At 58.6% G+C, this 20,882-nt stretch carries 16 protein-coding genes and 1 pseudogene; 4 read left to right on the plus strand and 13 right to left on the minus strand.

Annotated features, from left to right (window positions below; translation table 11 throughout):
- Positions 1–2: 2 nt before the first annotated feature.
- From OH491_RS12045 to OH491_RS12055, 3 genes are all read left to right on the plus strand, one after another.
- Positions 3–1,358: a GH1 family beta-glucosidase gene (locus OH491_RS12045; protein ID WP_068771188.1), complete on the plus strand. Its 1,356-nt coding sequence runs from the start codon at positions 3–5 to the stop codon at positions 1,356–1,358.
- Positions 1,359–1,756: 398 nt separating this feature from the next.
- On the plus strand, positions 1,757–3,415 hold the full coding sequence (locus OH491_RS12050; RefSeq protein WP_068771187.1) for an MFS transporter: 1,659 nt from the start codon (positions 1,757–1,759) through the stop codon (positions 3,413–3,415).
- 326 nt (positions 3,416–3,741) lie between these two features.
- Positions 3,742–4,779, plus strand: coding sequence for a LacI family DNA-binding transcriptional regulator (locus OH491_RS12055; RefSeq protein ID WP_084442338.1), 1,038 nt, complete (start codon positions 3,742–3,744; stop codon positions 4,777–4,779).
- 261 nt (positions 4,780–5,040) lie between these two features.
- Here the strand turns inward: OH491_RS12055 and OH491_RS12060 are convergent, their stop codons facing one another.
- Positions 5,041–5,910, minus strand: a complete 870-nt coding sequence (locus OH491_RS12060; RefSeq protein ID WP_068771185.1) for a pyridoxamine kinase — start codon at positions 5,908–5,910, stop codon at positions 5,041–5,043.
- Positions 5,911–6,092: 182 nt separating this feature from the next.
- Here OH491_RS12060 and OH491_RS12065 point away from each other — a divergent pair, with 182 nt between their 5' ends.
- Positions 6,093–7,370, plus strand: a complete 1,278-nt coding sequence (locus tag OH491_RS12065; protein ID WP_342751039.1) for a site-specific integrase — start codon at positions 6,093–6,095, stop codon at positions 7,368–7,370.
- A gap of 347 nt (positions 7,371–7,717) precedes the next feature.
- On the opposite strand, the gene OH491_RS12070 is transcribed toward OH491_RS12065, so the two are convergent.
- The 12 genes and pseudogenes from OH491_RS12070 to OH491_RS12125 form a co-directional block, all read right to left on the minus strand.
- Entirely contained in the window at positions 7,718–8,104 is a 387-nt protein-coding gene (locus tag OH491_RS12070; RefSeq protein ID WP_342751040.1) for a hypothetical protein, read from the minus strand.
- The gene (locus tag OH491_RS12075) at positions 8,101–9,969 is read right to left on the minus strand and encodes an ATP-dependent DNA helicase (RefSeq protein ID WP_425429200.1); all 1,869 of its coding nucleotides are present in this window, start codon (positions 9,967–9,969) and stop codon (positions 8,101–8,103) included. Before OH491_RS12075 ends, OH491_RS12070 begins: the two co-directional genes overlap by 4 nt.
- A gap of 54 nt (positions 9,970–10,023) precedes the next feature.
- Positions 10,024–10,877 (minus strand): annotated as a pseudogene (gene mobF / locus OH491_RS12080) (MobF family relaxase); the annotation flags it as partial.
- Positions 10,878–11,221: 344 nt separating this feature from the next.
- Positions 11,222–11,731, minus strand: a complete 510-nt coding sequence (locus tag OH491_RS12085) for a hypothetical protein (RefSeq protein ID WP_068769021.1) — start codon at positions 11,729–11,731, stop codon at positions 11,222–11,224.
- Positions 11,732–11,843: 112 nt separating this feature from the next.
- Positions 11,844–14,381 (minus strand): hypothetical protein, encoded by a 2,538-nt coding sequence (locus tag OH491_RS12090; protein WP_342751041.1) that lies wholly within the window; start codon positions 14,379–14,381, stop codon positions 11,844–11,846.
- 94 nt (positions 14,382–14,475) lie between these two features.
- Positions 14,476–15,201 carry a hypothetical protein gene (locus OH491_RS12095; RefSeq protein ID WP_342751042.1) on the minus strand — a complete coding sequence of 242 codons (726 nt, stop codon included), beginning with the start codon at positions 15,199–15,201 and terminating at the stop codon, positions 14,476–14,478.
- A gap of 296 nt (positions 15,202–15,497) precedes the next feature.
- Positions 15,498–16,979 carry an O-antigen ligase family protein gene (locus OH491_RS12100; protein WP_334319560.1) on the minus strand — a complete coding sequence of 494 codons (1,482 nt, stop codon included), beginning with the start codon at positions 16,977–16,979 and terminating at the stop codon, positions 15,498–15,500.
- A 16-nt stretch (positions 16,980–16,995) separates the two neighbouring features.
- Positions 16,996–18,018 carry a hypothetical protein gene (locus OH491_RS12105; protein WP_342750707.1) on the minus strand — a complete coding sequence of 341 codons (1,023 nt, stop codon included), beginning with the start codon at positions 18,016–18,018 and terminating at the stop codon, positions 16,996–16,998.
- Between the two features lie 5 nt (positions 18,019–18,023).
- Entirely contained in the window at positions 18,024–18,551 is a 528-nt protein-coding gene (locus tag OH491_RS12110; RefSeq protein WP_342750708.1) for a hypothetical protein, read from the minus strand.
- A gap of 134 nt (positions 18,552–18,685) precedes the next feature.
- Positions 18,686–19,066 (minus strand): hypothetical protein, encoded by a 381-nt coding sequence (locus OH491_RS12115; protein ID WP_342751043.1) that lies wholly within the window; start codon positions 19,064–19,066, stop codon positions 18,686–18,688.
- Positions 19,067–19,205: 139 nt separating this feature from the next.
- Positions 19,206–19,445 carry a hypothetical protein gene (locus OH491_RS12120; RefSeq protein WP_342751044.1) on the minus strand — a complete coding sequence of 80 codons (240 nt, stop codon included), beginning with the start codon at positions 19,443–19,445 and terminating at the stop codon, positions 19,206–19,208.
- A 50-nt stretch (positions 19,446–19,495) separates the two neighbouring features.
- A complete protein-coding gene (locus OH491_RS12125; protein WP_068769019.1) occupies positions 19,496–20,818 on the minus strand; it encodes a TonB family protein in 1,323 nt (440 codons plus the stop codon).
- Between the last annotated feature and the right edge of the window lie 64 nt (positions 20,819–20,882).

The raw sequence follows: 20,882 nt of genomic DNA on the forward strand, positions 1-20,882 counted from the left end.
TTATGTTTCCCGAAAACTTCATCTGGGGCGCGGCGACCGCCGCTTATCAAATCGAGGGCGCCGTCGCCGAGGACGGGCGCGGGCCGTCCGTGTGGGACGACCTCGTGCGCCAGCCCGGACGCATCTGGGAGGGCCACACCGGAGAGACCGCCTGCGACCATTATCACCGCTGGCGCGAGGATGTCGCGCTGATGAAGGAAATCGGCCTGCGCGCCTACCGCTTCTCCATCGCCTGGCCGCGCGTGCTGCCCGAGGGCGCCGGCGCGCCCAACGAAAAAGGGCTCGCCTTCTACGACCGCCTCGTGGATGCGCTCCTCGACGCCGGCATCCAGCCCTGGGTGACGTTGTTTCACTGGGACTACCCGCTCGCGCTTTACCGCCGCGGCGGCTGGCTGAGCCCCGACAGCCCGTCATGGTTTGCCGATTACACCGCGCTGGTCGCGCGCCGCCTCGGCGACCGCGTGGCCGGCTGGTTCACGCACAACGAGCCGCAGTGCTTCATCGGCGTCGGCTTGCAGGAAGGCCGGCACGCGCCGGGTCTGAAGCTGGGCCTCTCCGACGTGCTCGTCGCCGCGCACCACACGCTCCTCGCCCACGGCCGCGCCGTGCAAACGCTCCGCGCGCACGTCCGCAAGGACGCGAAAATCGGCTGGGCCCCCATCGGCCACGTGCATGTTCCCGCGACCGGTTCAGCCGCCGACATCGCCGCCGCGAAACGCGCCACCTTCTCCATCGAAAACGATTTCATGAAGAACAACACCTGGTGGTCCGATCCCGTTTACCTCGGCCGCTACCCGGAGGACGGGCTTGCCCGCTTCGCGCCGCACCTGCCGAAAATCACCGACGCGGACCTGCGCGAAATCCACCAGCCGCTCGACCTCTGCGGGCTCAACATCTACACCGCCGAGCGCCTCGTGCGCGCCGGCCCGGACGGCCGCGCGGTCACGGTGGCCGAGCCGCCCGGCTTCGCGATGACGCACATGCGCGGCACCGTGCATCCCGAGGCGCTGTATTACGGCGCGAAGTTTTTCCACGAACGCTACCGGCTCCCGATTTGCATCACGGAAAACGGACTCTCCTGCGCGGACTGGGTCGCGCGGGACGGCGGCGTGCACGACCCGAACCGTATCGACTTCCTCTCGCGCTACCTGGGCGAATTTGCCCGCGCCGGGCACGAGGGCGTGCCGCTGGCGGGATATTTCCAGTGGTCGCTGCTCGACAACTTCGAGTGGGCGCAAGGCTACCAGCACCGCTTTGGCCTGGTGCATGTCGATTTCGCCACGCAAAAACGCACCCTGAAAGACTCCGCCCGCTGGTATCGCGAAACCATCGCCGCCAACGGGGCGAATTGCGCCTGACCAAGGGCGGCTTCACGGCGCCCTTGCCTTTTTGGAGCAACGGCCTTCGTGCCGTCCGGTTCGGGTGGCATGGGCGTCCCGCCCATGCGACGGCGCTCTGCGCCGCGAGGTTCCGATCAACATGGGCAGAGTCGCCCATGCCACCCAATCCCACGGGCGGGACGCCCGTGCCACGCAAACCACACGGAAAGACGGCACGGAGGCCGTCCTTCCAAAAAATAATCCCGTCCGAGGAATGACCGTAAGGTTGACCCGGATGGTTGCGATCTCGGCAAGAAGTCGCGTTGACAACGCCTTGGGCCGTCGCCGAGACCGACTGTCAGGTATTGTTTCGGATTGAGCAAAGCCTCTCAAGTGATGTTGGATTACCTGTCCCGATCACCCTAAAAATATCGCCCATGAGTTCATCCCTCCCCTCTGTCCAAGATTCCGCCGTGCCCGCGCCATCCGCATCGAAACCGCGTCTTTTCCGGGGGGCCGACGGAAAGAGTTACGCGATTATTTTCCTGCTCCTTTGCTCGCTCTTTCTCCTTTGGGGATTCTGCAACGGGATGATCGACGCGATGGACAAGCATTTTCAGGACAAGCTGCACCTGTCGCGCTCGCAGTCGGCCTGGGTGCAGTTCGCCCACTATCTCGGCTACTTCCTCATCGCGCTGCCGGCGGGCGGGCTCTGCCGCAGGCTCGGCTACAAGGGCGGCATCATCACCGGCCTCGGCGTCGTCGCGGCGGGGGCGTTCTGGTTCGTCCCGGCCACGCACATCGACGCGTTCTGGGCCTTCCTGCTCGGCGTGTGCGTCATCGCCATGGGCCTCACGTTTCTCGAAACCGTCGCGAATCCCTACACCACCGTGCTCGGCCACAAGGACTACGCCTCCACGCGCATCAACCTCGCGCAGTCCTGCAACGGCATCGGCTTCATGATGGGGCCGATCATCGGCGGCATGTTTTTCTACGGCAGCGCCAGCGCGGCCGAAAACCACGAGCGCCTCTACATCCCTTACGCCGCGGTCGGCGTCATCGTGCTCGTGCTCGCGCTTGTCTTTGCCTGCGTGAAAATCCCCGACCTCCAGACCGAGGACGCCTACAACCTCGACAAGGACGAAACCGCCGGCGCGGAAAAAACGGGCCTGAACCGGAGCGGCCTCAAGGGCCTGGCCATCGGCATCGCCGCCGGGCTGGTGCTGGGAGCGGCGTATCTGTGGCATGGGTCCGCGTCGGCGGAAAAGGCCGCCGGGCTGGAGCAGGCGTTGATCTGCCTGCTGTTCGTGGTGATGCCGGGACTGCTGGGGTTCATCCTTGGAAACTATCTCTCGCTTTGGAAACACCTGCACGTGGCGGGCGGCGTGTTCGCGCAATTCCTCTACGTCGCGGCGCAGGCGGGCATCTTCAGCTTCTTCATCAACTACGTCGTGGCCGACATGCCTCCCATCCCGCACGGCGCCGCCGGGGTGTTGCAGGCGTTCCGCGACATTTTTCCCGGCGACAGCGAGGTCGTCCACACCCAGGCAAACGGGCTGATTTTCATCAACGAGGCCGGCGCCACGATCCTGCAAGGCTGGGTCGCCTTCGGGCTGTTCCTGCTCGGGCGTCTCGCCGGCGCGGCCATCCTCGCGGTGGCGCCCGCGCACCGCGTGCTCGGGATTTACGGCGCCGTCAACGCGGCGCTCATGGTGCTTATTTTCATGCAGCTCGGCTGGGTGTCGGTCGTCGCGGTGTTCGCCAGCTTCTTCTTCATGTCGATCATGTTTCCGACGATTTTTGCGCTGGGGATTTTCGGGCTGGGGCGCAAGGCGAAGCTCGCGTCGTCGTTCCTCGTCATGGCCATCATGGGCGGCGCCATCATGCCGAAGCTCATGGGATGGTTCAGCGACCGGTTCGGCGAGGCGGCCGCGCATTACGGGCGCGAGGTGACGGGGCACAACCAGCACCTGATGTCGCCCGGTTTTGCGGTGCCGCTGTTCTGCTTCGCGGTGATCGCGATCTACGGGTTCACCTGGCGGAAGCTGAGCAAAACCGACGGGCCCGTCGCGCTGGACACGAGCAAGTCGCACTAGAAACGCCCGCGGGCCGCTGTTTCCGTCCCCTTACTCGTTCTTTTTGTTTTTTGAACCGCGAAGGACGCGAAGAGCGCGAAGATGGAAATACTGCCATCATGGCTTTCCATTAAGCCACGGTTGATTACATCACGGCGGCTTTGTTTTCCAATCTTCGCATCCTTCGCGCCCTTCGCGGTTAATTTTTGAAACCTCCCTTTTGCATTTTCCCCGCGCACCGGAATGGGGAACGAGGTGCGAGACGGACTGGCGCCGGGCGCGCGGAAGCGTTTTCCGCGAAACGGAAGATTGACCGCCGCGACGCCGGCTTATGTTGTTAAGCAATCATGGCAAAAGCGGTAACGATGAAGACAATCGCCCGGCAGGCGGGGGTGACGGAGGCGACGGTGTCGATGAGCCTCGCGAACAATTCCCGCATCCCCGCGAAAACCCGCGAGCGCATCCAGGCCATCGCCGGAAGGCTGGGTTACACGCCGCATCCTTATGTGTCGGCGTTGCTGCGCCTCCGCCGCCAGGGCCGCGCGGTGAAGGACCGCCCCGTGCTGGCGCTCGTCAATGCGTTTGACCGCGCCGACGGCTGGAAGAACGCCGAGGGGCCGACCGTCCGGCAGATGCGGGACGGCGCGATCGGGCAGGCCGCGTTGCGCGGTTACAGGACGGAGGAATTCTGGCTGCGCCGCGACGACATGTCGCCGGAACGGTTGAGCGAGGTGCTGCATGCCCGCGGCATTCGCGGGCTCCTGCTCAGCCCGCTCGCCGAGGGCGCCGCCACGCCGGCGTTGAAATGGGACTACTTTGCCAGCGTCTGCCTGAGCGTGCCGCTCGCGCCGCTCACCATCACGACCGTCTGCAACGATCATTTTCTCTCATGCCTGCAAACGGCGCGGGAATGCCACCGGCTGGGCTACCGCCGCATGGGACTGGTGTTGCGCAAAATGCACCGCGAGCGTTTCCAGGGACGCTGGGACGGCGGCATGCAGGTCGCGCCGCTGCTGCTGCCGAAAATCAGGCTCGTGAAGACGCTGCTGCTCGAAACCTGGGACGCGGAGGCGGAGTTTGCCGCCTGGTTCCGGCGGGAGCAGCCCGAGGTCATCATCTCGCCCGGCGCGGAGTGGTTTCACCCGATGCTGGCCCGGATGGGTGTCGCCGTGCCGGACGATGTCGGCCTGGCCGGGCTGGCCTGCTCGCACCTCGGGCACGAATGCAGCGGCGTGTATCAGGACGGCCGCGCCATCGGCGCCACGGCCATCGACACGCTGGTGGCGAAGGTGGAGCGCTTCGAGCACGGCCTGCCCGGGCAGCCGGTGAACATCATGCTCGAGAGCGTCTGGAATCCGGGAAAAACCTTGCGCGCGGTTCGATGAGTTGAATGGCTGAAAAATCAACCACGGAGACACGGCGCACACGGAGCCATGAAAGAGAAAACATTCTCTCACAAAGGCACGAAGGCACAAAGAAGGAGGGGGATGTTTCCCATTCCTTTGTGCCTTCGTGCCTTTGTGAGAGATAAAAAAACTCCCTCTGGCCTCCGTGCTCTCCGCGTCTCCGTGGTTTAATCTCTCTTCCCGGCCATCGAAAAGAGCGACGAACCAGATTCACCCTTTTGGAGGGACGGCCGCGCGCACTCACAACAGCTCGTAGCTTCCGATCTGTGTCGGCGTGCGCAGCATGGGCAGCACGCGCTCCAGCAGGATGCCTTCCCGGTTGTCGTGCTCGTAGCCGAAGGTCGCGCGGATGCCGGTGAGGATGAACTGCACCGCCCGGTCGAGCGCGATGGGCAGGCTGTCGCCTTGCAGCAGCGAGCCCGTCACCACGCTCGTGAACGTGTCGCCCGTGCCCGGATAATGCGCGGGCAGGTAGCTGCACGACGCCTTCCAGAAACGGTCGTGCTTCCGGTCGTAGGCGACGACCGAGGTCGTGCGCCACGACTCGTCCTCGGGCACGCCGGTCACGATCACCACGTCGGGGCCGAGCTCCGCGAGCGTCTTCAAATGCGATTTCAGCCGCGCCGTCTCGACAAACGGCTGCCAGGGCTGGCCGAGCAGCAAAAACATCTCGGTGATATTGGGGGTGATCACGCGCGCCAGCCTTGCCAGCGTGCGCATCTCCCCGACCATGGCGGGATCGAGCGAGGCGTAGAGTTTTCCGTTGTCGCCGAGCACGGGATCCACCACCACGAGCTGCCCGCCGGACGCGAAATGCGCGATGAGCTCGGACACGATCGCGGCCTGGCGCGGCGAGCCGAGATAACCGCTGTAGATGGCGTCGAACTCCAGCCCCATCTTTTTCCAATGCCGGACAAACTGCCCCATTTCCTCGGTGAGGTCCCGGAAATAAAATTCCGGATACTGGGTGTGGGCCGAAAGAATGGCGGTGGGCAGTGGGCAGACCTCGATGCCCATCGACGACAACACGGGGATGACCGCCGTCAGCGAGACACGTCCGCAGCCGGACAGGTCGTGCACCGCGGCGACTTTTTTGGTGATGTTGCTCATAAAAAAACAGGACGGACCGATGAACCGCGAAGAACGCGAAGGATGCGAAGCAAATTTTCAGCCCGCGGCAGCGCCCTCGGATGCGTAGCGCAGGCATCCTTGCCTGCGCGAACCGGCCGGATTCCAGAGGGAAGCCGGGGACTTCACGAAAAAGTTGCCAGTTGATGGCGGCAACCTGATCGATGAAGTCAAAAAAGACCGCATTCACCATCAAGCCGTTCAAGAATCGCAACGGCACGATCTCCTACCGCGTGGCCGGCTGGCTGCTCGGCGAGCGCATCCGCAAAAACTTCAAAACCCGGGAGGCCGCCATCCTTGAACGCGGCACCCTGCAACTCAAGCAGGCGCAGGCCGACTCGGACTTGCGCGTGACCTCCACGTTCCTTACTGAGCCCCAGTTGCGCGAGGCCGAGGCCGCGTTTCTCAAGCTCAAGGACAGGCCGCGCGCGCTGACGTTCTACCTCGACGTTGGCCTTGAAACCCATCGCGAGCCGAAGTCCGACCACCTCCTTGCCGATGCGATCGTCGCCTACCTCGCGGAGCGCACCAAGGAAGTGACCCGAAAAGCCATTTGCCAGCGGCAGCTCAATGCCATCCGCATCGAATTGACGCTCTTCAAGGAATACTTCCCCGACCGCAGCGTGGGCGAACTGACGACCGAAGAACTCCTAAAATACCTCCGCAGGGACGGAGCCGCGGCAAAGACGCAGAACAACCGCCGCGCCACCTTGTCCACGTTTTTCAAATACGCCCTCGCCCAAGGCTGGCTGCTGGAAAACCCGGCCAAGGCCATTGTCCGGCAGCGCACCGGGCATAACCGGGGCTCGGCCCCGGCACTGAACGCCGCACAAGCCGCGCAACTCATGGCGCACGTCGAGACCGTCCACGGCGGGGCGCTCGTGCCGTATTTCGCGCTATGCCTGTTTGCCGGCATCCGGCCCGAGGGGGAGATCACCAAGCTGCCCGCCGCCGATGTGCGGCTTGAAAACAACGCCATCACCATCGAACCAGATGTGTCGAAGGTGAACATGCGCCGCCTTGTGACCATCCAGCCCAATCTTGCGGCGTGGCTCCAAGCGTATCCGTTGGACCAATACCCTATCATTCCGTCGAAGGACAAAATGAAGAACGTGGCCGGGAAAATCACGCACATCCGGCGGCAATTCAAACTCGGGCATGACGTGTTGCGGCACACGTTTATTTCGATGCACGTTGGAAAATTCCGCTCGATGGGCGATGCGGCGTTGCAGGCGGGCAACTCGGAAAAAATCATCCGCCGCCATTACCTGAACGTGACCACGCCGCAGGAGGCCGACGCTTTCTTCAAAATTATGCCATCATGCCGGGAGCGGCATAGGGCGAAGAAGGCACCGGAAGCGAACACGGCGGAGGCGAACACGACGCCGGGCGTCACCATTGCCGCCGCCGAGCCCAACGAGCCGGGCCGGCTCGCGGCCTAGAACGGTGGCGGTGTGGCGCGGGTGGCCGCCAAGGCCGCCTGTGCCATGCCGTCGTTTTTTGCGCCGCCCCACTTGGGGATGTGCACTCAGCGCAGACGCTCCGCTCGCGTGGACGCTGGAATGCAGCATCCCGCATTCCTCTCCGAAGCCGCCGCGCATCCGCGCGCAATCAGTCGTAACACGAATTTCCCACACGTGGGAAATTTCCTCCGAAAATCCGCCCGCAAGCCCTGCACCACGCAGGGCTTTTTACTTCTCAAACGACCCCATCCCCCGCAAAAGAAAAACGACACGGAAACGCATTCCGTGTCGTTTTTCTGGAAAACGCAGACAGCCAATCCTTCAGGTCACCTGACTGGTGGCGATGCCGCCGGCTCTGTTTTTGGCTGGACGAGCAGTTGCTCGATAAATGCCTCCGTGGCCGGAAACGTTGTCCGATACGACGCGGGAAAACTGCGCATGCAGCCCAGTTGGAAGGCCTGGATGTCCTCCAGCATCTCGTGCAGGCAAAACCCGATCACTGTCACGTGATGGCGGGCGAAGTGCAATTCCAGCCGTTCCCTGCCTTCCTCGCGGGCGAGACTCAGCGAGTTCAAACCAGACCACCGCAGCATCCATTCCGTTTCCTGCCACGGACAAAGCCGGATCATGGCAACGGGCTCATGCCCGTAATGCCTTTCCATGCAGTAGATGCTTGAACCTCTCTTGGCCAATAACGCTGCTTTTAAGCTCATATTCGTATTCCTTTTTGATGATTAATGTTGTTTTCCATATACGCAGTTTCCTCATGCGGGTAATCCTGCCCGATGAAGCACTGCCTCGACACCCTGTTGCCCGCGTCAACTGACGGCGTCATCCCCAGCTTCAAGTCCAGGGCAAGCTCACGCTCCCCGGCCTGCCGGACATGCTCCCGCAACGCCGCCTTGTCGGGCGTAAAAACAAGCACCTGCTTTCGCCCCCGGGAGACAGACACATACCATTGATGCGCGTGGGTGGCGGCCTGATTGCCGGCATCCGCCATCAACACCGTATCGACCGTCTTGCCTTGCGAGCCATAGGAGGTCACCGCATACCCGCGCACGAAAAGCCGCTGGGCGGGCTCCATCGTTTTCTCGATTCCCCTCGCGTCCTTGACCACGACGGCTCCGTCATCCGCGATGCTTTGCACGGTGACCAGTTCGCCGTTGTTGATGCGGTGGCCCTCGCGCGAGTTGCCGTTGAACTTGACCTGCAAGCGGTCCCCCGGGGCGACTTCCAAGGACACGGGCATTGCGGCGATAAAACGCTCCGCATAACGGAAGCTCACCCTGCTGGATACGCCGTCCTTTTCCAGAATGACGCCATGGTCATCCGTCCCGACCACGGGGCAAATGTCCCCCTTGGCAAACCGGCCGTAACCACGAACAAAACACACATGGTAGTCGGACTGGTAAAATCGAGGGTCCACTTTCTGGGCCGCATTCAGGTCAACAGGCTGGCAGGTGTCGACGCGCACTCCGCGACCAATGATGCCTGCTTCAAACAATTTCGCCCTGATTGCCTCATTGGTTTGACGAACCTCCTCCCTTGTTTGGGCGACTACCAGCACCCACTCTTTTCGCTCAACGGCGGCCAGATATTCCGAGGCAAGCGCATTCCGACAGTCCTCGACGGCGACTTCGCGGATGCAGCCCAGACGATCCAAAGCGTCAAACGACTCCGCGGTTTTCCCCTCCGCCGCCAGCTTCACCGCGTTTCTGTAATGACGGATGAATGTGCGTTCCGCCGATGTCCCGGCCCGCGACGGGTCCTGCCTTCGGATCGACCGGAGCACGGCCGGTTTCAGTCCGGCATGGCTTTCAATGGCACGCAGCGCATCGGAAAACGCAACGGCTCCATGCTGCCGGGTGTCCCCGGACAGGATCAGCCGTCCGCCGTTCGATTGCACGACACAAATCAATTCAGCGAGCTGTTGCGCCCCGACCTGCCCGGCCTCATCCACCATCACGACCGCGTTTTGAGGCAGTTGCTTTCGCTGCAAAAACGACGCAAGCGTTTCGGCCTCCAGCCCGTCCGCCTGCAAGTCCTGCGCTTGCTGGCGTTGGGGCGCCAGCACCACGACCGGTCTTTGTGCCGCCGACAGCCCCCGTGCCACTTCTTTCAGGGCAAAACTTTTTCCCGTTCCGGCACCACCGCGAAACAGGGTGATAAAATCACAACTGCCGAGGATCTTTTTTACGGCCATCGCCTGTTCATGCGAAAGCGCCGGAGACGCCTGATAGTTTGGATTCAGCGCGGGAAACCGGCCGCGCCCATCGGCGGCGGCCATCACGACTGCCAGTTCGCAATTAAAAACTTCGCGCACCGTGAGCTTGTCCGTTCCCGGCTCTTTCAGATAACCGCGCTCCGACAGGGCCTGGCGCAACGCATCAAGATCGAAGTCCTGCCCGCGTCCACGCTCCAAGGCGGCGGCCAGCAACTCATGCTCATGGACGACGGAGCGCCGCTCAAAAAGATGCTGCTCGGCCCATTGCATGATGCCGGACAGGGCCGGCTTGACCGCAGGCAAAGGCACTATCGTCGTCAATGCTTTCAGGGCGGCGACTTCTTCACGCTGCATTTCCCCGCACCATCGGGCACGCAACCGCTCCGCATTCGAGTTCTTCAGTTTTCGTCGGCGGTTCCCGTGCGCGATCTGTTCGCGCAGGTCTTTGATATTTTCAGGGGACTCGCCTTCCAGCAACCGCCTGCGCGCCTCCTCGTCAATTTGATGATGCCGCTTGGAAAACCGTTCGATGACGCTGGCGGGGACATGCCTTATCTCGAAGCCCGCCGGGCTGTTGAGGATTTCATAGCCGAGGAACGCAGCCCTTTGGCCAGTTCATGCCGGTAAAGGTTGGTGGCAAACCGATGCGCCCGATACATGCCCGAAGGCTCCAGCGCCTTCCACCTGTCTTCCACCGGGTCAAAGGTCGCGTTCATGACCACGCAGTGGGTGTGCAGATGCGGATCGAGTTCCCGGCTCGTCTCATGGCGGAAGCACGCGCTGATGATGTTTCCGGTAACCCGTTCGCCGTTTTTACTGGATTTGCGCACCCGCGTTTCCGCACGCTTTTCGAGTTCCGACAGGGCCATTCGGACAGCGTTTTCGTGCAACTCGATAATACGCTCATCCTGATAAAGTGCGACAATGGAAACGCTTTTGGAGGTGCCATCGTGAAGTCAAAAGACGCGCCGGTTGGCCTTGGCCCGACCGCCCTCGCGCCTGACCGAGTTCATGCGCTGCCCCAGTTTCAAGCCGGTTTGCGGATGCAATCCCTCGCACAAGGCGATGAAGGATTTTTCCGTCACGGGGCCATCCAGGCCGAGTTTGTCAGCACCTTGGCCGAACCATTCGCCGAGGACTTTTTGCCCCTCGGAATAATAGTCGCCCTGCCCCAGATGTTCGCGAAAATACTGCCTCGCAGTTTTCAGGTTATATTGGATTTTTGTCTGTATCATGGTCACATTTGCCGACACGGCGGCCATGCACTTATGAAACGAAGCCTCGTTTCTTTTGGTTGAGACACCCTACTCCTTGCGCCCAGGCGCAACGCGGAGTCTTTCATAAGTGAGGCCGCATGCCGGTCGCACTTGCGACCGCGTCAACCGAAGCGCTTTTTCTTCAATCTGTGAAAACGAACACGCGCACCGGACATGGACAAATGCGGGCCGCGCTGCGCTGTTTCGGCCCGCCATTGTCCCGCCGGTAATGACTGCGGCACGGGCATGGGAACACGGTATTTGCTCCAGCTCTTGGGAGCTTCCGCAAGCACCGCGATCCCATGCCGTCCGGGTTGAAAAACTGGCACTCGCCTGTTTGTTATGGGAGGCTATTCAGAAAAACACTTCCGGAGAATTTCGTAGAGAGGCCGGAGGTCCCGGCGGATGGATTCATGCGAGAGTTTGCCACGGGACGGGTGCAAGTCTTGCCGCAGAGCAAGCACCAGCCTGTTTGACAAACTCACATGGCGGGGCAACTGGAGGGCAATGGCGTTTTCGGACTTCCGTTTTGGTTCGGTGGCGATGCCGAGGCGCGCATACGCCTGCCTCAAACTCATGCCAGCAAAGGCGGATGTATCCGCAACCGTGCGGGCAAGTTTCATGTAGCGTTGGGCAGTGCGGACGCTCCCCTTGAAATTGGCCTCCAGCCACAGAAGCCATGAGCCCGCATCCATCTGTTTGCGAACCCGGTGTTTTTCGGCGAGGAGCAATTTGCCCGCCTGCCATGCCGCCGACAAGGCTTCATCGAGCAGTGTCCGCGACTGGCTGGAAATCGCTTCCACGCGGGAGTGCAGCTGGTTGATCTGTTCGGCGGCAGAAATCCTTTCGCATGTGTTCATGCGGTGGATGATATTCCATCATTTCATCGGGAAATAGGGGCTTTCGCTTAGGTGTAATTTGCCCGGGTTTCCGGAGAGGCAAGATGCCGCTCCAAATATAGCCGCTTAGGTATCAAAGGCTCGCGTCCCTCAATTCCGGTCCGTCATCGCCGCCGCCCCATACCGCGTAACGAAACCAACCGTCCCGCGACAGGTTCAACGTTCCGAACGACTCGGGCGACAAATTCAGCCCGCCGACCACCACGATGCGCCGCGCCGGGTTTTTCGGATGGCGCATGACCGCTTGAATGGCGATGCCGTCGCCAAACCATGACCGTTCGCCCCAAGTGATGCCGTCTCCTGTTATCGTCACGCCCAGTCCCCTGTCCAACTCGCGCCAGACCGAGTTCGTCCGTGCGTTGCCGATGAGCACGAGATTGGAGTTCCGCATTTCCTCTGCCGCCAGTTCGCTATCCATGACCATCCGGCATCCGCTGAAATGGGTTTTCCGCCACCCGGCTTGAATCGCCTCCGCGACGGTGGCGTTGGCCGCGTTCTCCTCATCGTTTCCCGTCGACCCGATCACCACCCAAAATTTCTCTGTCAGCACGTCCTGCACCGAGCCCCGGCGGACGCGCTCCGCGCCATCCTCCCAGCTAATTCCACCGCGCTGCTGCGCGGCCCATTCAATCAAATCCTCCCATGCGCCCAAATGTGCCGACTCCCTTCTGGGCGGCGTTTCAAAACGCACAGGCGCGCCCGCACGCACGGCCTTGGTTACGAATGCCTTTGATGTTTTCAAATCCCCATGCCCCGGTTCGTTGCCGCCGTCGTTGATGATAAAAACATCGGGAGTTTTTCTTTTTAGAAAAGCACTCATCCGATCTCCTCTCATAAACCATTCCCGAAATTCCTTTCTTTTCGAAAAAGCGGCCACAAGGTTTCGGGGCATGTTTTGGTCGAGGACAAATTCCGGGTTCAGGACGGCGATCCCGGCAAAACGTCCGGGCCAGCTTGCGCAGGCATCGAAAGCCAGCGGTGCGGCGCTGCACATGCCCATCAAGGTCACGCGATTGCGATCAAATAGATAATTCCGGCCAACCGCTTCCAGCACCTCCGCGAGATGGGCGGATTCCATCGGCAGGCCGGTGGGTCGGTTGTGATAGCCGGACCAAAGCAAAATGACGCCGTGCCTTTCCGCGAGTTTGGCCATTCGGTCCGCCAGATGATGATCGTCCAGAAACGGACTTTCCAAAAAGGGTTTGGCGGCGGAAACGGCGGTGGGAAGAATGACGACAAGCGGCAGAGCGGAAGCGTCCTTTTTATAGCAGGAAGGAACATATATCCGGTAGCATTGTTGGGAATCGTCGATTCTTGATACAAAACCATTCAAATGCAGGCCGGTCACATGGGAAAACGGCTCCTCGCCCCGGCGGACTCGCATCAATGCCTCCTGTGTGATCCATAGCTCATGCACAAACCGGCGCTCCCAACCGCGCCCGCCGCCAATCGGATCGGGATTCTCGCCCTTCCCTGCATTGTTTTTCTCAAATTGGGAGGCAAGGAATCCAAGCCGGGCCTTGAGTGCCGCAAAACCGCCATGCTCCTGCAAACGGAAAGGAAGGGCGTCTATTTCCAAAAGGGCGTCTTGAAGCGCATGCGCCGGGTGTCCGACAAGCAGCCTTTCATAATATTCCTTGCCGTTGACCTCAAGCACCACCTTGTGCAGTCCGCTTTGCGCAGTTGCCTTGTCCCATTGCACCTTGTTGCCCACCAGCCCCCCTGTCCGTTCGCCCGTGATTGAACGGACATGCCCGGTAAATTTGACAGAGAAAGGCGCGCCTCTGGGGGCGGCCGCCACTGGCTCATCAAATGTATAATAAATATTCTTTCTCATGATGGATTTTTCGAGCGAGGATTGCGCCGCAAGCGTGGCTTGGGCGGTTTTTACTCCGGCCAGGGACAAGTACGCGCAAAATCCCCACAAGGTATCCTGCCTTGGTATTTTCACCACGACCAGATTGTCACCCGGTGCAATCGGCACTTTGGTCAAATCCCTGTATATGAACAGGGATCGCCTGCCCTTGGGGGCGAAAACACGTTTCCCGTTCGCAAACACCCGGGATACGCCCGTGCTGCCGATCAGCATCCATGCGTTGGTTTTTTTGGTCGATGTTACATTGAACGCGACATAGGCGACCATTCCATCCGTTTCCTTTGATTCCGGTTGGTTGAAAGCATGATTAAAATCAACAAAATGGCGGCGCTCGTTCATGACGAACCACTTTGGATAAATCGTGCCCTCCCCATCCGGCACCCCGATGGCTTTTAATTTCTTGGAAAATTCATCCACGCTGGCGATGCTTTCGCTTAGATTGACGCGCTCCAGATAATCAATCTTGTCAAAATCCTCCCCTTTTTTGATTTGAAAAGGCCCAATGACCAAGTGGTCTTTGATCTCTGCTCCGATAGATTTTGAAACCACCACCGGCAGGCGGACGCCGCTTGGCGCGGGTTCCTTTTCAGACGCGGCATGAGCATGCTGAAACGTCAAGGAAATCGACGCCAGAACAAGACCGAAAACCTGTCTTGAATGCAATGCGGCCCGGCCAATGATTTTTGACCACAGATAGACACGAATCAAAACAGGCATTAACATTTGTTGCTTCATGATATTATTGGATTTTATCCGCATCTATTTGCGTTCATCTGTAGTTAAATCAAGTGGTGTTGGCCTTAATCTTCAAATCACACCGTGGCGCTGTCTAGCGGACGAGCGTTACCCTCCCGTTTTGTAACTCCCATCGCAGGCGCTTCCAGTCTCCGTCCGGTGGCTTCATTTTCATCGTCACCCGGTTTCCGGCGCGAAAATAATCGTATTTGGTATCGTTGATTTTCTCTACACTGAAAGGTTTTCTATAAAAGGAATCGCCTCGTCCATATCCTCTGTTTGCCTTCCACGAAACGTTCATGTCCTTGGCTCCGATTCGCCTTACCCGCTCGACCAAACCGTTTTTGTTGTAAGAAAGCTCGATGATTGCGGTCCCGATCTCCTCGTCGATGATCCGCGCCATCCGCCCCTGCTCGTCCTCGACAAACACATAACGGTTTTCCCCGCAGCGCAGCACCGACGGATTTCCGCTTGCGCTCCATTCCACGGACGCCAGCACCCGGTTTCCGGCGCGAATTTCGGCAATTTTGCCACCGTTGGCCTTGACCGAGAGGAGCTTGTTTTCCGGGTTGCGAATCGCGGCCAAACCGCCGCTTTTATAACCCAGCTCCCAGTTTTCATTCCTCACCCATGCGTCCCCTTCGTCATTCCATCCCGCCAGAGTGTTATTTAACCGGGCAAACTTTGGAAAATGGGCGGGGAATCCGCCCATTCGGATATCCGGCGGATTTTTCGGAACCGCATCCTCCCGGGCATGGACAGCCATTTTGCCTCCACCCGGTGTTTCCCATAAAAATTCGCCGGTCTCGCGCTCCCACACGGAGGTCTCGAAGGGCAGCAAATGAAACCGGCTGCCCGGCGCGACGTAATCTTCCGTTTCTGTCGCGTGGTCAATAAGCACCTCGAAAGAAATCCCCTCCGAAAGCTCGACTGTGCATAGCTTGATGCGCAGAAACAAATCTCCGTCCTGATTCAGATCGCCCAGCGTCAGCCGCTGCGCGGGCAAAAACGGATTCGCGAGAATAATGCCCGTCGTGAGAACCAGATAAAGGGCAATACCGCTGAAAAACACGGGCGGGACGCCTGTGCGCTTTTTCCGCATGTAAAATCGTTGCGTCACCAAAAAAATCCTTTCGCTTGATTGATGACATCCATGCCGCAAAAACCACCGAGCGAGCCGCTTTCCCGTTGCATGATGCCGGCCCGGGTTTCTTTTCTCCATGCTGCATCTCCGCCCGTGCTGTCATATTTGGGCAACCACACCGTCATTAAAATTTCTTTCGGTGGCATGACAAACCCGCCGCGCGGGTGAATCACAAGCCAGCGTTTGGTCCCTAGCGGCGGCAAGCTGGGCAGCCAGCGGACAGCGTTGCCAAATACGGCGATGTCATAATTGCCCATGGGCAGAGTTTCGGGCGGGGCGCGCCTTGGGTCAAGAATCACAAATTCGCGATACAGCGGACTGGCTGACAGCATCGCCCGCAATTTCTTGCCGTATAATGTGCCGAGTTCGGCCCGGTCGCAGAAAACCAGCAGCTTTTGCGCATCCGCCGAAACCTCTCCGCCGGGCGTTTCTGTTTTTATGAGCCTGATCGCGCCACCTTCCGTCAACCCCGCCCGTAAATCATAATCACCCACGTAAAGCCTGCCCCAGCCCCACAAGCCCGCCAGCGCCAACGCGGCGAAACACGCGGTTCCGCTTGCCAGCTTCGCCCAAGGCAGAACGCGTCGGAGGACAAAGGCACGGGTGCACAGCACCACGACATTAAACAGGACAATCCAGTTTACCGTCATGTAATCCTGCGCTGTGCAGGTCAGTCCGCACAGCAGCACCGGCAGCAGTGACACCGCCGCGCAAATTCCGAACGCGGAGACATAACGCGGACAGTCAGATTTGCCTGCTGTTAGGCACAGACGGACTTGGCAGTCCGGGCCACGGCAGACGCCAAACCATACCGACGCCATCACCATAAACCCAAAAAACAACACCAACCCCAACGCCGGCAACCCCCGCTCCACCGCAATCTCAAGATAGCTGTTCAACAATCCCGTGTAGGAATAGTTCAGGCGCTCGGGCTGATACCACTGGCTGAAAAAATGCCCGCTCTCCCCGATGCCGATTCCCGTTAGCGGTTCAATAAAACTCATCGGCCCCGCCGCCCGCCATAATTCGAGGCGGTTGAGGATGGAGGCATCGCCGCCGCCTACCATGTCTCCTATGCGCTTACCCGCCGGAAATATGAAAAGCGAAAGAAGCAGGGCCATCAATCCGGTCACGCACGGCACGGCGGCATACCTGCGTAAAACCAGACCATGGCGACGCGTCAGAAAGAAAATCGCGATGAATAACAATAATCCCGCGAGAATCGGCCCACGCGAACCGGTGAGAGCAAGGCAAACCGCCGCCCCTGCCGCCATGATTGACACAACAACACGCAGTGCACGATGGGAGGGGAAGAGCAACAGGGGCAGGCACAGCCATGCGACCATCGCCGCCATGACCATCCCGCATTCTATCGGCGACTCAAAGCACGCCCGCCACCTTTCATTCGAGAAAAATTGATTTATGGAAACCCATGGTTGGAATGTGGTTTGCATATCCCTAGCCATTGTATTATTCCATGCCGATAACCTCGCCCTCGCCGATATCAACGCGGAGACGGTCGTCATAGCATGTCACTTTTTTGAAATCACGGCCTATTCCCGTGATCGCCCCCTCCGCCTTTGCACCATCCTCCGCCACCGGGGCGGCTGTTCGCAGGCGCACATGGTAGGTGGTGGAAAGCGGCATTTCACAGTCAGGAGCATGGCTGAAAGTCCTGCGAATTTCCAAAAGCTCCAGTTCCACGCCCGCCGTGTCGCGCACCCTGATCCCGTCGCGAAAAATCGTTTTATAGTCAACGAGGTCGCCCGTGGACATATCGACCATGTATTCGATTCTCCGTTCCTGCCTGACACCATAGTCCTCGTTTTTTATATAGAACCTGTTGAATTCATAATCAGATCGATGGCGCGTCAGGAATGTATATTTTAATACATTGCCAAGGGCTTCCATATGGCACGAACCGTGTTTAATATTCGCCTCCAGTGCTTTTATCCATTCCTTGCGCTTTTTCTTTTTTCCGTATAACTCGAGCGCACCTTCCGCGATGGCATTTTTTTGCTTCTCAGTGGGCGGCCTGTTGTGAAGAAGAACCATAGCGCGTCTTTCCGCCGGCGGCTTCGCGGCATTATAATGATATATCGTTTTGGCGATTCTGCCGTCCGGGCGGTCGTATGTTTCCTTATAGGTGTATGATTTGCAGGAAAAAGAAAAACGGTCCATCTTGGTCGCAGCCTCAATGAGCGGTTTGAATTCGTCCCGTTCGCTGGCTTTCCCGTCGCGAACGGCGGCGGGTTTGATTGCCACGACGCCGCTCCCCGTCGGCGGCATGAAATTCGGGTCCGCATGCAAACTGGCTTTCCCCAACGCCGGGGGAACAGTGACGGGTGTGATTGCGGCGACATTGGCTCCCATGTGCGGCGAGGTGTGCGCATCCGGCCCCGGCTGTTTTTTCCCCGGCAAAACGCAGCCAGTTGTCGCGGATGCCAAAAACAGCAGACCAGTCAAGGCTCGACACAAAGCCGAAAGAGGCACGATGTTTATTTAACAATCGTCCCCCTAGGCAGGGTTAGCATGCCTCCAATCCGAGGAAGCGAAGTATATGTCAACTTCGGCGGGGTCTCTCCTTTCTTAATAGAGGAAGAATTGTAGTTAGCCACCATTACCGAGAGCCCCCAATAGATATATACATTATCCTCTTTTATTTTTTTATAAATTTTATCATAAAATACTCCGATCGGCAGCCATATTTCAACAGAAGAGCCTGATTTAATAGTATGGGTCATCAATCTTGACCCACCGTTCGGAACGTACTCACTAGCCCAGTCTTTGTTGCTTGAGATCATCGGCGTTTTGTCTGTCGAAAAAAACAATGAAGTATATCCGGGAATCCCTATCGAGGGTTCCCATAGATGATATTCTTTTTCTGAATCATTTACAAAAATAAATTTCATTTGAAGCCCCCCCGCACGAGGCTCAAGCGTCACAGTATATCGGATCGCGGTATCTGGAATACTCCCAGAATTAGCCGATATTGCTTCGGCGTTTAAGGAAATAGAAAATGCCATTCCGATAATGCAGTATAATATTTTATTTGACATTATTTTTATTATTTTAATAATCCATTATTTTTGGAGTCTGCTCCGGGGTCCTTTATTCACTTATATACCATTGAAGCGGTCCCGTGCTAAAAGAATAAATATTAGTTGCCCGGCGCATAATTATAAGTTCCTTGCATAAGCCTGACCTCTGCGAGAGCAGCGTTTAGCATGGCTTCATCAACGGAGGTCAGATCCTCACCATTAAATGATCCATCATTAATGGTTCTTTCTATAAACTCTATCTGTGCCTGATGAGCAAGGTATTCGCTTTCGCTTTTATATCCGTTCGAACTCCCTAATTGTGCCCCCTCGGGCAATGTCAGACCATCGTAATCACCCCCTAATATTGGATTTCTTTGAATCGCCCCATTAATATGATTCTCTTCATGGACGTTAACACTTTCTCGCAATATATTAGCCACAAGGTCGTTGCCTGCTTCCCTCGCGTCTCTCAATTTGCCCCAATTATTTTCAGTGATCATAACCACTAAATGTCCATTCACCACTTGGCACCATCCTACAAGGGAGCTGGTATCCTGTCCCATTGTAAGCCCGACCCATTAATAGGAAAAATAATACCGATGTGTTTATTTCATCCCAGTCAACGCAGTTCAATCGTATTCAAATCATCCCAAGGATCATAGTCGGGCCATTCAGGAATTTCCGGCCACTCAGGCGGTTCGTAATCACCGCCGGTGGTCCATCATCCCCGCCGCCAACAGTAATTCCATCCATCACGACAACCTCTGTCTCTGGGATACCATCGTTATCTAAATCCATCATTATGACTTCGTAGGCTCCGAGTCGGCATATAAATGACAGCGTGACTATCAGCGATAGAATGGTAAGCTTGATTTTCATCTGGTTTGATTTTTCGGCATTAATTTCCGGGGATATGAAAGCTCAGTCAGTTACTTATTATGAAAATCAACCGGAATCCTCATCCTGATGGGCGTGGATTGACCATTTTTTTTAGCGGGCGTAAATTTCCACGTTTTCACGGCGTTCACGGCCGCGTCGGCGAACTCGGGGTGCGTGCTCTTGACCACTTGAATGCCCTGCGGCGTGCCGTTTTCGGCCACAACGAACTCGACCACCGCGCTGCCCTTCACGTCAAGCGAGGCGAAGCCGCTCGGGAACTTCGGCTTGGTCATGGAGAGAATTTTCGGCGGCGTAATGCCCTCTGATTTCACCTTTAGTGAATTCGCCGTGACGATGTCGTTCCATTCCGAATAAGTCGCCTTGGTTGCCGTCCTGATCGCTTGATAAACGTCGATGCCTTCGCGGGCGAGGTGCCGCGCATACCGGCTCCTCCAATCCTGACCCGCCGCGCCAAGTTCCAACCATTGCATCGCGGTATCGGGGTTCCTGCCCAGCGCATAAGTCAAGGCCACGAGGAGAGCGGCGTCGTCGCGACCCGCGTCAAACGACTGCTCGGCGTAGTCCCGTATCGCCAGAAGGTTTTTCAGAGAAGGTTCGCCCCCCAGCATCATGAGGCCGAGCGCCTTGGCCGCCGATGCGTTGCCGTCGCGAGCGGCATCCGTCAACAGGCCGACCCTCTCCGAGGCTTGCGCCGGGGTGAGTTGCACGCCAGTGGCACGGGCGTTTTTGAGCATGAGTTGAGCCAGTTCGTATTTCGCCTTGCTGGAGCCGTTCTCGATGGCGAAGCGCAGCCACTCCTCCGCCAGCGCGGGGTCTTGGGCGACCACCTTGCCGTCCTTGTAGAGGCGGGCGACAGTTTGCAGCGCGTCGGCGTTGCCGTCCTTTGCCGCATCCAGTAGCAATGCCAGTCCCTCGTCGCCGCGCCCCGGCACCTCGACGAGGCGAGCGCCTTTCAAAAACTTCGCCTCGCTGCTGCCCGCTTCAATGGCCTTTTCCAAGTAAAACTCCGCCCGCACCTCGTCGGCCTTCACAATTTTCCCCTCCATGTAAGCGCGGGCAAGAGCCGCGTAGGCATCGGTGTAGCCGGCATCGGCAGCCTCTTTGAAAAATCCCATCGCATTTTTGGCGTCCACGCCGTCCACTTTTCCGTCCCGTGCGAGCACGCCCATGCGATACCATGCCTCGGCGCTGCCTAGCGCGGCGGCTTGTCGGTAGAGCGCAAACGCCTTTTGCAGGTCCACCTGTGTTCCGTTCAATCCGAGCTCCAAGGCCCGCGCCCGCTCCAGCAGGCGCAACCCTTCCGTCGTGGACGTTTTCGCCGTTTTTTTCTGTTCCTGCTTTGGGGCAGCCAACCCATTCGTGCCCGACTGCACCTCCCCATCGAGTGCGGACGGCTCTGTTGTCTGGGCTACCGAA

The sequence above is a fragment of the Termitidicoccus mucosus genome, from assembly GCF_038725785.1.
Taxonomy (GTDB): domain Bacteria; phylum Verrucomicrobiota; class Verrucomicrobiia; order Opitutales; family Opitutaceae; genus Termitidicoccus; species Termitidicoccus mucosus.

Coding starts and splice junctions, on each gene's coding strand:
- OH491_RS12045 (WP_068771188.1), top strand. CDS start 3: ATGTTTCCCGAAAACTTCATCTGGGGCGCGGCGACCGCCGCTTATCAA.
- OH491_RS12050 (WP_068771187.1), top strand. CDS start 1,757: ATGAGTTCATCCCTCCCCTCTGTCCAAGATTCCGCCGTGCCCGCGCCA.
- OH491_RS12055 (WP_084442338.1), top strand. CDS start 3,742: ATGGCAAAAGCGGTAACGATGAAGACAATCGCCCGGCAGGCGGGGGTG.
- OH491_RS12060 (WP_068771185.1), bottom strand. CDS start 5,910: ATGAGCAACATCACCAAAAAAGTCGCCGCGGTGCACGACCTGTCCGGC.
- OH491_RS12065 (WP_342751039.1), top strand. CDS start 6,093: ATGAAGTCAAAAAAGACCGCATTCACCATCAAGCCGTTCAAGAATCGC.
- OH491_RS12070 (WP_342751040.1), bottom strand. CDS start 8,104: ATGAGCTTAAAAGCAGCGTTATTGGCCAAGAGAGGTTCAAGCATCTAC.
- OH491_RS12075 (WP_425429200.1), bottom strand. CDS start 9,969: ATGCAGCGTGAAGAAGTCGCCGCCCTGAAAGCATTGACGACGATAGTG.
- OH491_RS12085 (WP_068769021.1), bottom strand. CDS start 11,731: ATGAACACATGCGAAAGGATTTCTGCCGCCGAACAGATCAACCAGCTG.
- OH491_RS12090 (WP_342751041.1), bottom strand. CDS start 14,381: ATGAAGCAACAAATGTTAATGCCTGTTTTGATTCGTGTCTATCTGTGG.
- OH491_RS12100 (WP_334319560.1), bottom strand. CDS start 16,979: ATGCAAACCACATTCCAACCATGGGTTTCCATAAATCAATTTTTCTCG.
- OH491_RS12110 (WP_342750708.1), bottom strand. CDS start 18,551: ATGGCATTTTCTATTTCCTTAAACGCCGAAGCAATATCGGCTAATTCT.
- OH491_RS12115 (WP_342751043.1), bottom strand. CDS start 19,066: ATGATCACTGAAAATAATTGGGGCAAATTGAGAGACGCGAGGGAAGCA.
- OH491_RS12120 (WP_342751044.1), bottom strand. CDS start 19,445: ATGAAAATCAAGCTTACCATTCTATCGCTGATAGTCACGCTGTCATTT.